At 46.9% G+C, this 11,860-nt stretch carries 8 protein-coding genes and 5 pseudogenes; 6 read left to right on the forward strand and 7 right to left on the reverse strand.

What is annotated here, in order from left to right; all coding sequences use genetic code 11:
* The first annotated feature begins 200 nt into the window (after positions 1–200).
* Positions 201–1,469 carry an MASE1 domain-containing protein gene (locus QLG07_RS02025; protein ID WP_282468344.1) on the forward strand — a complete coding sequence of 423 codons (1,269 nt, stop codon included), beginning with the start codon at positions 201–203 and terminating at the stop codon, positions 1,467–1,469.
* Positions 1,470–1,506: 37 nt separating this feature from the next.
* Positions 1,507–2,832: an MFS transporter gene (locus QLG07_RS02030; RefSeq protein ID WP_282468345.1), complete on the forward strand. Its 1,326-nt coding sequence runs from the start codon at positions 1,507–1,509 to the stop codon at positions 2,830–2,832.
* A gap of 28 nt (positions 2,833–2,860) precedes the next feature.
* On the opposite strand, the gene QLG07_RS02035 is transcribed toward QLG07_RS02030, so the two are convergent.
* Positions 2,861–3,196 (reverse strand): SMR family transporter, encoded by a 336-nt coding sequence (locus tag QLG07_RS02035; protein WP_282468346.1) that lies wholly within the window; start codon positions 3,194–3,196, stop codon positions 2,861–2,863.
* A 161-nt stretch (positions 3,197–3,357) separates the two neighbouring features.
* On the opposite strand from QLG07_RS02035, the pseudogene QLG07_RS02040 reads away from it, so the two are divergent.
* Positions 3,358–3,690 (forward strand): annotated as a pseudogene (locus tag QLG07_RS02040) (transposase); the annotation flags it as partial.
* A 1,360-nt stretch (positions 3,691–5,050) separates the two neighbouring features.
* Here QLG07_RS02040 and QLG07_RS02045 read toward each other — a convergent pair.
* From QLG07_RS02045 to QLG07_RS02055, 3 genes and pseudogenes are all read right to left on the reverse strand, one after another.
* Positions 5,051–5,589: pseudogene (locus QLG07_RS02045) on the reverse strand (Tn3 family transposase); the annotation flags it as partial.
* A 39-nt stretch (positions 5,590–5,628) separates the two neighbouring features.
* A complete protein-coding gene (locus QLG07_RS02050; RefSeq protein WP_282468347.1) occupies positions 5,629–6,519 on the reverse strand; it encodes a transcriptional regulator in 891 nt (296 codons plus the stop codon).
* A gap of 139 nt (positions 6,520–6,658) precedes the next feature.
* A pseudogene (locus QLG07_RS02055) lies at positions 6,659–7,011 on the reverse strand (IS6 family transposase); the annotation flags it as partial.
* Positions 7,012–7,030: 19 nt separating this feature from the next.
* Between QLG07_RS02055 and QLG07_RS02060 the strand changes: the two are divergent.
* Positions 7,031–7,352 (forward strand): annotated as a pseudogene (locus QLG07_RS02060) (IS3 family transposase); the annotation flags it as partial.
* Positions 7,353–7,468: 116 nt separating this feature from the next.
* A complete protein-coding gene (locus tag QLG07_RS02065; RefSeq protein ID WP_282468348.1) occupies positions 7,469–8,509 on the forward strand; it encodes a TIGR04086 family membrane protein in 1,041 nt (346 codons plus the stop codon).
* Positions 8,510–9,108: 599 nt separating this feature from the next.
* Here the strand turns inward: QLG07_RS02065 and QLG07_RS02070 are convergent.
* Positions 9,109–9,312, reverse strand: coding sequence for an Hha/YmoA family nucleoid-associated regulatory protein (locus tag QLG07_RS02070; RefSeq protein WP_282468349.1), 204 nt, complete (start codon positions 9,310–9,312; stop codon positions 9,109–9,111).
* A gap of 85 nt (positions 9,313–9,397) precedes the next feature.
* The gene (locus QLG07_RS02075) at positions 9,398–9,814 is read right to left on the reverse strand and encodes a hypothetical protein (RefSeq protein WP_282468350.1); all 417 of its coding nucleotides are present in this window, start codon (positions 9,812–9,814) and stop codon (positions 9,398–9,400) included.
* A 418-nt stretch (positions 9,815–10,232) separates the two neighbouring features.
* Between QLG07_RS02075 and QLG07_RS02080 the strand changes: the two are divergent.
* Positions 10,233–10,402: pseudogene (locus QLG07_RS02080) on the forward strand (transposase); the annotation flags it as partial.
* Between the two features lie 246 nt (positions 10,403–10,648).
* Here QLG07_RS02080 and QLG07_RS02085 read toward each other — a convergent pair.
* Positions 10,649–11,860, reverse strand: a 1,212-nt coding sequence (locus QLG07_RS02085; protein WP_282468351.1) for a YadA-like family protein, incomplete at its 5' end; no start/stop codon positions are given.

Below are 11,860 nucleotides of genomic sequence, written 5' to 3' on the forward strand. Positions count from 1 at the left end.
AAATCTGTCCTGCCACAGGGACACTCGCCCCGAATCTGATTTATTCAACAAAGCCTTTTCGCATTTCAAAAATGTAGCTACTGCAGTACTCTCTGAAGAGCTGATTTTGAAATTTCACTCAAGGGTTGATAAAATTCATGGGTAGATTACGCCCGACAGCAGCAATGCTGGATCATTCTCTGACCCAAAGTTGACCAGACATGAAAACTACTATCCCCTCTTGGCTGCAGCAAACTGCGATCCTGCTCTTATGGGGGCTGGTTTATTATTTATCAGGATTGATGTCACTAAATTTTGACGATACAAATTCTGCGATTGCTATAGTCTGGTTTCCACCTGGCGTTGCGGTAGCGGCCTTTTTATCTGCTCGCTGGCGCCTTTATCCCGCGCTTATCCTTATCTTTGTTATGGCGAGCGTGTTACAGGACCGGGCATGGGAGAACCTTCCCACTTTTCTTATTTCAGTAGGTTACTCACTCCTCGAAATGCCAGCCAACGTTCTCATTGCCTGGATCGTCCGGCGCTTCTCGCGGCAAAATGATGATCTGCACGTCATTATTTTGTGGATTTGGTCCACTTTTGTCATCAGCATGTTGGATGCACTAATCGTAGCAGGAGGTTACGCGTTTCTCCGCGGACAGCCGATAATGACAACTATCTGGAATGGTTTCGTTGCTGACGTTACTGGGATTTTCTTTGCCACAACTGTGGTGATGGGTTTCGTGAACAAATCTGGGCATCAGGCTTCACTCCCTTGGACAAAGCGGCTGGGAGGCCTGACCTTGTTGCTCTCGATCTGTGCCCTGACAGTATCTATTTTCGGCTATAGTGACACATGGCTTAAAACAGATGCTCCCGCGCTATATTTCGCCCTTTCCTGCTTACCTATTGTCCTTAGTTTGATGCTCGCCCTGTTATGGGGCAACCGTGGAGGATCCATCGGCCTGCTGGTATTAGGGCTGATTGTCATCCATTATACAGACATGCATCAGGGCCCATTCTTTCTACACAACCTTAGCCTCGTCGAGTCACTGCTACTGGCGCTAAGCTATCTCTCTGCTACAGCATTGCTCATCGTATTTGTACGCGTATTAAAACGCTCTACAACCCGTTTCAATCCAGATACCGGCAGGCTTTCAGGTAACGGGGTACTTTACAGACTGGAGCCTGAAACTGGCAAGTTTACCTGGGAAAATGATCTCTCCTCGCTGCTGAATTCTGCATCTATGACAGAGTTCGATACTGTTGAGAAAGTGCTAAGCCATGTACATCCTTCAGACAGAGACAAACTCAATCAACACTGGTTCAATTTGATGTCAAGCCAGCACGATGCCGTAATTTTTCGTATTAAGTTGAATAATGATGAGTGGCTTACGTTGGTAGACAGCGGCGGTATCACCATGGCAAATGCTGACTCGTTAATTATTGTCGGGAACTGGCAGTCCAGCCATTACGATTTGGCTATCTAAACTCAGACGTCATGATTTAATTAAGAGAGACCGACTTGTGATACAGATTGCATTATTATTGTTCGGCGTGGATTTTATGCGTTACTGGGGAAAATATCTGATCCTATTTGGGCTCCTGTGGAGTCTGTTCGGACTGGCCATCTTCATTGACGGTCTGGATGGAGTGACGTACTTTCCTCTGCGATTTTTTGGCTTGCTTTTGCTCACGGAAAGTTTAGTGACGCTGAGCATAGCGTCGGGAAGCATCGGTGCGCAAAAAGCGCTCCTCTATTTTAAGGGGGGCATATTTTGTTTCGTCTCACTTCTTATCTTATCAAACCAATCTTATAGCAATTTGCTCCTGGCGATCGTATTCGGTTTTTCCTATTTCGTGATTGGTCTGTTTGTGGTTTTCTCGGCGTGGATTGTGCGTTTCCCTAATTGGAAGAGTTCTTTTTTAAACGGACTGGCACAAATCTCTTTTGCCATTTTTATATTCAGTCCCTACCCAATACATTACAATGCTACGGTCTCTTTCTTCCTAGGAGTACTAATGTTTTTCAGCGGTATTCATACCGTGCGCCTTGCTCTTCGGGTTATGCGACTACAGGAAGGGACTTCTGTATTCGAAATCTTAGCGCCTGAAGGCATAGGTGCTGAATTGAAAAAAGGTGGCACGGATAAGTCGAAAGTTGCTATGCAGGTTATTACTGATTTTCGCGAACCACTTACCGTTCATATATGGACGCCCGAAGGAACAGCCAGCGCATCGACTATTCCACGCCCGGTGATCAACCGTTACATTGCCGCAGTTGACTCGGAAGGTGTGATATCAACCGGCCATGCTGCGCTGGAGATACCTGACAGTATATACATCAGCCTGTACCCAGCGAAAGACATTGACCGGTCTCCCTCGGAGTTCCTGAATACACTTAAAGCAACACGCGATAACGATGTCTTAGGTAAGTTTCAGCCTGACTATGCCACCGAGGCGGCAGAATGGTGCCATTCAGATCGTAAAATTTGCTTCACCAGATACAACGGAAGAGCTTTACACCGTTTTTGGAGTGACTACAAGTTAACAAAAACCTATAACCTGACTTACCGAAATTGTTCGAGCAGTGTTGCCTACGCGTTGGAAAACGCCCTGGATGGTGTGCTCTCTGGACGTACTGAAAGCTGGTTATCCATAATTAGAACCCTCACTATGCCTGAGCTTTGGGTTGCCGCTCAGTTACGCAAACGCGCTATATCAATGGCCTGGACGCCGGGTCTGGTAATGGATTACTCCAGGGCGCTGCGCAGCATCATCCATCCTGCACCAAAGCCCTGGTACCAACGCTTTTGCTTCAAACGGCATGACAACAGAGAGGCCGATGAATAACGCGCTGACGGCATATCTTGGGAGTCAGTCAGTGGGATACGGATTTAGATAACAGCTGAATAATCGAAATTCCCACAGCAATAAAAACCATGCCCATGATGGCAGGAAGATCGAGTTTCTGCTTATAAAACAGAAATGACATTATAGAAACCAAAAAGATCCCCATTCCCGCCCAAATCGCGTAAGCGATACCGATATTCATGGTCTTGACAACTTGGGAGAGACCATAAAACGAAATAGCATATCCCACCACCACAACCATACTTGGGATTATTCGGGTAAAGCCATCTGAAGCTTTCATCATGGTTGTGGCCAGCGTTTCAGCACAGATAGAAATGGTGAGAATAATGTAAGTGTTGAGCATCTTCTTTCCTCTTTTACAAAATATCCATAAGAGTATATAACGCGTAAGCGTACACCGGGAACCGTATTGACGATGAAGGTTATTCCGTAGGCCGTTTGACGTGCCACGAGGCTTTGTTGAATAAATAGAACTTTTGGCCGTAATCAGGATCAGATCACCACATTCTCGATAATGTAGCGGTATCGCGTGGCAAAAAAAAGATCAAAATAATCAACTGGTACGTCTACAACAAATCCCTCGTCAATCGGGGCTCACTGACATTCTGGCTTGATAAGTTGGCCATTCAGGATTGGTATGACGATCCTAAAACTACTTTACGTGGTCGTCCTCAACGTTACCTTGAGCTGGCCATTTCCACCGTTCTATTGCTCAAGCGCGTTTTTCGCCTCACGCTGCGCGCTGAGCAGTAATTCATCGTTTCCATTTTTATCCTGATGAAGCTCCCGCTCCGTTGCCCGAATTATTCCTTCGTCAGCAGGCGGGCTAAGTCCGTCATAGCGCAATTGTTCACGGGTCTGAACCGCCCACTGCGTGTGCTGCCCCTTACGTCCGTATTCGCCGGCGTCGTAACGCCATTGGGCCAGAAGAAGTAACCGGTCTGCCCGAGTAAGCTTGCCCGTTGTTTCCCTTTCTGTTGCCAGCGAATATCTGAGAATTCCCCATGCCAGCTGTGATACAGCCCCCCTGGAGAAGCCCCCCCGGAGTTCAAGGTGGGGTAGGGTCTATCTACATCAGTCCTTAATGCCCTTTTGAGTCATGGGGTAAAGCCAGGTTCAGAGCACCGCATGCACCGTGAGTGGAGGAGACGCCCCCCTGGCATAAGTGGAAGGGGCATTACGGGGTGCGCATCCCCTACTGCTGTTAAAGTGAAAAAATGAAAACGCATCCTCTCAAGTCATATAATGTGACAAGGATATTTTTGCCAGTCTCTAACGGGAATTTTTTATGGTCTGATTAACATCAGATTTTTTCATCCTGACGCAGGGTAAATTATATTATTAATCACATCATTTTTCTCTATCTTGCTGAGAGGGTATATCTTATCTCACTAGGAGCGTAAAGTTCAGCCGCCGCTTTCAATAAAGCCTATATTATTAACAACTTGATATAAAACTTTAAAAATTGATTATTGATATTTCCATGAAACAAATAAACACCAATCCGGTAAATTTTTTTATAATTAACCAATACTGCCCTATGAAATACTTTTCATCTTTAACTTAAGGTTACAGTAAAAAATCATTTAAATCAGAATATAGGAAAATTCTAGAATAATATTTTTTTCTTAAAAAAAACTTCGTAATCATTTTCAATGAACAAAAAAGAGTATTTACATTAGTCATTCATTACTCGCGATGGAATAATTAACTTTTTTTTTCCGTTTCTTTTTTATTTATAAAGCGCTGCATCTGCTGTAGCAAGATAGGATGAGTATATCTGATTTTTCGTTTTTAATGCCACGCCAAGGCTGACAGTCGTCGGGAGCCCTTAGCGTTGCTTAAAGACAGGATTTTTTATTCTTTCTGCCAGAATGTTTATAGCCAAACCCTCCCAGAACATGAGGGTGAATTCCTCTCCACCTGTACGGGAAACTGATATATTGTCGTTAAATGAGGTCTGTCTGTTAGATGCGAGCCAGTGGAGTGCTATAGCTGGCTGTCACATAAGCCCCTCCGGAAACTAGGGACTGATCAATACGTCCTGTCAGGACTAATAGGAGCAAAGCTGCAAAATGCGACATTTAGGAAGATGAGTCCCAATCATTGTGGCAACCGGTCTTGGGCACCAAAAGCGAAACGTGAATTATGCCTGTGACGTTACTATTTTGCTGAGACCGAGCGGTTCCGGACATTATCAGGCTGCCAGCGCCAGTCGTTGATCCAATACAGCCATACGGATTAACATGGTGGTATATCAATGGCGTCAGACCACGCCAGTCTTCTTCTGTCATTCTCTGCTGCCAGATCGGCTCTTCCAGCATATTCTGAATCAATAAGGTATTGATATAGACTAGGCTGATTTGTAACAGGTGCAAGGAGAGTATCGACAGTTCCTGATCCGCAGGCCGGTTGCTGGTAAATTCTCCGTTTTCGCAAAAAAATAAAATTATTGGCGCTGTTCCAGTTTTCTACGACGTTGAGATCCGCATTAATTTCGCAACGCAGCGACTCACCCTGAAAATAACGGCAGAGGAAGATGGTCTTAATCGGCCTGCCCAGCTCCGCGAGCGCCTTATAGGTTAGATGCTAAATAATGTTTCGGGTGAATCGTCGTAACATGGCCTCCGGTTCTGCTGTTCCGGTTTTAAGTGCCGGAGTATATTTTATTATCTCGTCAGACTGTTGTTCAATAATCTCCCAGTCGATCCCCCGGGTTAAGATCTGCGTAAGATGCGAATCCAGATGACAATGTAAAAACCTTAATATTCAACTTTAGAACACTGTACGACCTGAAGGCATAATATCGCACCACTGTTTTTTATAATGCCAGCCTGGGATGTAGGCACCCAAAGAAAAAATAAATTTTTTACCCGATGACGCGGCTATCGCTCTGGCGTGCTGGATGTTCTCCCAGAGCAAAACAGAACCAACCCCCATCGTTTTGAACTGGGGGTCAATCCCGCCATTAAAGGCCTCGAAGTAATACCACGATGGGCACTCAACTTTATAATTAAGATCAAAAGCGCAGGGTGAGTCATTGATGAATAAGACTTTGCCAAAAATCATGTCTCTGAACGCGGTGAACGTTTCAGTCAGGATACTGGTGTCAGTGCACTTAAGACTCTTTTGCCACCGCAAATCGAACAAGTGCTGATAGATAGCCGAAAGTTCTGCAGGGGAAAAAGAATTAACATCTTCGACTTTTCCGCCTGCTTTTCTGAATCTACGGACATCTCCGGTGCGCTTCTTAGCTGTTTTCACGGAAAAAGCAGACTTGATGTGAGCCATTTTTTTCTTAAAAAGATTGTTACGGATGCTGTTAAATATTATACCCTGAGAATATGGCGATAACCGCTTGGTTGTAAAGGGTAGAATAATTTTTACACCCGGTTTAATCGGGAGAATTATATCATCAAAAACAAAGGGGAGCGCTGATTTTTTATATTCCAGAGAGCCATTGATAGAAAAAACGCCAGCGATTGGTTGCCCGTGAAGCTTTTTCATGTAGTAATGAATACTGCTGCCTTCCCGCTTCGCAAGATAATCGAGAACGCGGGGATGGGTGCATACGCTCCCCCCAAATGCAGTGTAAATTTGAGCGTATGATGAAAGCGTGCACTCTTCCCAGCCGGTATATTTAAGTTTTAGGTGTGTTGTAAACATGCATGCTACCTGAAGTGAAAAAAATTAGTCCGCATATGAATCTTTGCGATCATACCAAATGACGTGAAGTGTTATAATTGATAAACACTAAACAAGTGCTGAGGTTTGTATCATAAGGCTTCCTTGTTTAACTTCTAGTATCGATGGTCACCATCGGTTCACCATGGTTCCGGATGGCTTTGCGAAAGAAACGCAGGGCGGCTTCCGCATCACGCTTCGCCGTCAGAAGAAAATCGATGGTCTGACCATAAGTATCAACCGCCCGTTACAGATATTTCCACTGCCCACTGACTCTGATATGGGTTTCATCCATTCGCCACCGGCGGCCCACTGTGCGTTTGTGACGGCGAAACGCCTTATCTAGATGCGGCATAAGGCGGATGACCATCGATAAAGCGTGGAATGATCAACAGTGATACCACGCTTTGCCATCATTTCCTCCAGTTTATGCAGGCTGAGTAAGAACACCAGGTACCAGCGGACACACTGCGCGTAATATCAACGGGATAAGTGGCAGTCGTTCCTGAAATCACATGGTCTGGAAGGCAGCATGAGTCGTCGCGGTAACTGCTACGACAACGCAGTTGCGGAAAGCTTTTTCCAGCTACATAAAACGCGAACGGATAAAGAAAAAGGCCTACGGAACGCGGAAAGAAGCCCGCAGCGATGTTTTTGATTACATCGAAGTGTTTTATAACTATATGCGCCGGCATGGTTTGAGTAATCAGATGCCACTAACTGAATATGAAAACCAGTATTATCAACGGATCGAGAGTGTCTGGATTATCCATGGGGATTCAGTCTGTTCGTGCTCCAATACCCTCTTACTCTGACAGTGTGGTGATGCCTCTTTCGGCTAACTGACTTTCACCAGCCCATATTTTTACTAAGATTAATCGGGGCGTGGAAGAACCTTGCCTTTTCATAGGTTTTTTAAATGGAGATTACAATGGAACTTGTAAAACAACCGGAACTGGACAGGCGCGTCTCGTGGGGGTGCATCATTGCTGGCGTAGTAACGGTAATGGCAGTGTCCCTGCTGTTGACCACGTTTGGGACCAGCCTGGGTTTTTCACTGCTTTCACCTCAGTCTGACGATATGGTTAACGGTGCCGACAAGGCTGTTCTGGTCTGGTCCGTTATCTCAATAGTGCTAAGCCTGGCCTGCGGCGGTTTTGTAGCCGGCAGGCTGGCGGGCGCGGATGGAACCATCCATGGATTTCTCTCATGGGCTACATCCCTGGTTGTTGCTTCCGCCCTGGGCTTCGCCGCCGCTGGAGGTATATTACAAACGGCTGGAAGCGTGGTCGGCACGGCAGCATCTGCCACAGGCTCTGCAGTGAGTGGAATGAGCAGCGCCGCAGGTAACGTCTCTGGCGCAACAGCAGGTATCGCTCAGAATATCGCTCACGGGCTCGGACTGAACACTCAGCTTACGGCCCCGCAGGCGGACAGAACGGTGCTAGAGGCACTGCGCAAAAGCAACATAAAAGAACTTCATCCTGACTTTCTGCAGTCCCAGCTTCAGGCTGCCGGAAGCGACATTGCGGCTTCCGTTAAAGATTTGGCCATTAACCCCGGCAACACCGACGCCATTGTTGTCACACTAAGCTCTAAACTGAAATCCCGGGCGGAAGCGGTCAGTAAGGGTGTCGACAGGAATGGGATGAAAAAGGTGCTGACAGAAAATACCCGTCTGTCACCGGAAGAGGCGGACAGGGCCGTTGATAACTTCATTCAGGCGCGTGACAAAACTGTTAAGGAGGCCAGCGACCGCATGGCTCAACTCCAGCTCAACCTCAACGATGCGAAGGCGCAGTATGAAGACTTCAAAGAGCAGGCAAAAGAAAAAGCTTATGAAACCGCCAGCGCGGCTGCAGAAATCGCACTTTGGACATTTATCGCTCTTCTGGTCGGGGCCGTTGTGAGTGCGCTTGCCGGTTGGTGGGGAGTGAATACCCATCCTGCATCCCGGAGACTCAGGGCCTAGAAGAAACCGGAAGCCATAATCGTTACGTCGGCATTCTGGCCCTTTCTCTGATATGTTTTCCACCTCCGAGCTCAGCAGACTAAAAGCCGGCGGATAAATCCGCAGGCTTTTAGTCTGCTGAAAAATGCAACCATCCCGGACGCGTAGGGTGCCTCCCGATAGGTCAGAAAAGTCAGAACCTGACCTGCCGTTGCTGCTCATTGCCTGGATGAAAGTATGTTTATGTCTGACCTAGCCCCACCGCTGAGGGGGATTCGCGGGCACTGTTGCGAAGATCTGGCGGTGGTAAACTGATGCCACTGTTTAGCTGAAGGAGCAGCACATGAACCCATTCAAAGGTCGGCATTTTGAGCGTCATATAGATGCTGATCATTAACACCAGCGCGACGAGAATGCCCCAGCCCGAAGCGTGCAGTTACCAGTATGGGCGGCTTCGATCAGGGGTTGCGCCAGCAACCTGCAGAGGAACATAAGGAGCAGTAATCCGCATGCGCGGGCGGCAGAGTTGAATATGTCAGTTATCATGACGTGTTCCTGAACGTGCCGGATCTCTCAGGCTGTGGGGCGGCCGCCCGGTGAGGACGGCGTCAGCAAGGGGGTTACTTCACGTAGTGCCATACGTGCTTCGGCACGCGGTCAAACAGCTTACCTGCGGCGAACTCCGCCTTGCGGTGGTCATAGGCTTGTGTCATGGCATGGTTTTCCTCTGGGGCTCCGGTATAGCTCAGGTGCTCATAAACTTTCTCCAGCGTATCCAGATTGTGGTATCGCCGGAACTTCAGCAGCCATTCGGTTCGTGTCATTGTGTTCTCTCAGGTGGGATATTGAAGGGAAGCGGGATCATGACGCAAAAGACGTCTGCAACAGGCTGAACAAACTGAATTGGATTCACCTATTCACATGAATATTATGGTATTCAGTAACGAATTTTTCCACGGCCGCCGGCTCGAAGAGCAGCAGACCGCCCGTCTTCAGGGCCGCAGGAATCCGGAGACCGCGCAGGCGCCTGCCGCTACTGACAGCCAGCCAGAGCGCCAGAGGCGGAATGTCCACCCGATGCGCGAAAACATCAAGCGGGACTAAATATTCATCAAATATCTCAGATGCTGCCTCAGGTTCTCGTGCGTGCCAGCTTGCGGCGAATTCGGCGGCCTCAACCTGATTGAACATAACGGCCGCACCGCAGACCTGATGTCGGGCAGGTAGCCGCATGCCGTCCAGCACACCCGTGGTGCGCACAGCGTGAAGCAGCTCTCCCGGTCTGACTCTCAGCAGCCCAGCAAACACATCAAGCCGGATATACATGTCTACCCCTCTTGTTTCAGAGTCGGGGCAGCTGAACTGCCAGCCTTAACTACAGCATGAGAACAAGCGCGACGCCTGCAGAAAGCAGAAAAAACAGCAGGTAACGCCGTTCCGGCAAGTGCTTAATCCCCAACGAGCCTGCTTCCCCGTCAGCATCCTTTTAAACGGAAGCAGCAGCATAATCGCGTCCTCAAGTGGAGCAATTTCCTGCTCTGCCGCCCCGGAAATGCGCAGGTTGTATAGTGCTTTACTCAGCCGGGCGAGAGCCTCAATGCTGTATGCCTGGGTCCTGAAGTCATATCGCTCAAGACTGGCGCGCCGGGTGCAGTGCAGCAGGTTTGAGACGTTTTCTTTCCGCTCGCTGAGACTGGCGTTATCCAACAGCGTGATGACCCAGATAAGAAGCTAGGACATCCCCATGAAGAAACGATTTTCCGCAGAACAGATCATCAGTATCCTCCGCGAAGCAGAACCCGGGGTTTCGGCCCGGGTTCTCTACCTTAACATGCTATTTCAGACGCTACCTTTTACACCAGGCGCAAGAAGTTTGGCGGCATGGAAGTCCCCGAAGTGAAGCGGCTCAAGTCACAGAAATGGACGATGCCATTGCGGGACTGGCGTATGGCAATGAGCCTTTTATTATCGAGTTCTGTGACCGCCTGGACGGTCACCACAGAGAAAAGGCATTTACACAGAATCGTGTAAAGGATCCAAATAATACAAGAACGATCTATTTGTAATCTCAACTTTTAATATTAACATCCACTTTAAAGCTTCGATCTTCCGTGAGCTAAACACCCACAGAAATCATTCTTACACTAGTGGAAATTACCTTTACCACTGGATACCAAATCCTATTGACATACCAACATCATTTTGTGAGTTTAAACTGCCCTGAACTTTAGTGACATATCTACCACTCTGGGACACCTTAGATGCACCTATAGCCACTGCTCCAGCCCCATTATAACTTGCTATACTCCCCCCCATGAAGCTGCTATCCGGCTGATATGCCTGTGGTATACCTGACATTGCCATAGAAGATGCAATCCCTGCAGTTAACTTTCTGTCAATATTATTCAAGTCATTTTTAAGTTTCATGAAATTTTTATTTACTTCGCTACGAACGGAATTAAGTTGGCCAACAGTTACAGCATCATTGGTTTTTACACCAGGCGCTACATTCGTTATCCTTCTCTGTTGCATTGAATTACCTACTGAAAAAGTATTATCTTGATCAGCAAGAGATCCTGAACCTAATGCAACTGAATTAGCAGCAGATGCTTTGCTTCCCTGCCCTAAAGCAACAGAGTTATTCCCTGAAGCTACCGCGTTTTCTCCCATTGAAATGCTTTTATTTCCTGAGGACACTGACGAAGGTCCTATTGCTATAGCATTTTCCCCTGAGGCTGTAGGTACATTACTATTTTTTTTATTATTTATAGCAATCATTTTTGCACTGCCAGATATTTTATTTAATTGACCTACTGTGGCAGCGTCATTTTCATTGATTCCATCTTTTACACCTTTTATCACCCTGTCCCCGCTTTTACCAGCTATTGAAACGGCATTACCATCAGTCTCGCTCCCGATCGTTATAGTTCCATTTGCATTTTTTTGTTTAACAATACCTGATTTACCAGATACTACATCGTTAATTCCCGCAGCTATACCATTTATTCTGTCTGCATTATCTTTGACTTGTTTATTTGTTTCGTAAAGTTGTTTCCCATTTACAGCATCTGTACTGGTGGATGATATTTCCCCCTCAGACACACCACTTAACTTACGTGATTTCTTTTCACCACTTTCAGATAGATTGCTGAAATCCACTCGATTACCCGATGTATTTTTACCAACACTTATATCTCCCGTGACTTTATCCTGCTTAATTAAACCTGAGCCACCAGATTTCAGATCATTGATATCATTTTGCATAAACTCCATAGAATTTTTAATACTTTTAATCGAGGATCCATGTTTGGTTATTACGGTGTCAAGGGTGCCCAGCGCGTCGCCCACGTTGTTCTTGGTTGCGCCCTGCAC

It is taken from the genome of Erwinia sp. V90_4 (assembly GCF_029967685.1).
Classification (GTDB): domain Bacteria; phylum Pseudomonadota; class Gammaproteobacteria; order Enterobacterales; family Enterobacteriaceae; genus Erwinia; species Erwinia aphidicola.

Coding starts and splice junctions, on each gene's coding strand:
- QLG07_RS02025 (WP_282468344.1), top strand. CDS start 201: ATGAAAACTACTATCCCCTCTTGGCTGCAGCAAACTGCGATCCTGCTC.
- QLG07_RS02035 (WP_282468346.1), bottom strand. CDS start 3,196: ATGCTCAACACTTACATTATTCTCACCATTTCTATCTGTGCTGAAACG.
- QLG07_RS02050 (WP_282468347.1), bottom strand. CDS start 6,519: ATGTTTACAACACACCTAAAACTTAAATATACCGGCTGGGAAGAGTGC.
- QLG07_RS02065 (WP_282468348.1), top strand. CDS start 7,469: ATGGAACTTGTAAAACAACCGGAACTGGACAGGCGCGTCTCGTGGGGG.
- QLG07_RS02070 (WP_282468349.1), bottom strand. CDS start 9,312: ATGACACGAACCGAATGGCTGCTGAAGTTCCGGCGATACCACAATCTG.
- QLG07_RS02075 (WP_282468350.1), bottom strand. CDS start 9,814: ATGTATATCCGGCTTGATGTGTTTGCTGGGCTGCTGAGAGTCAGACCG.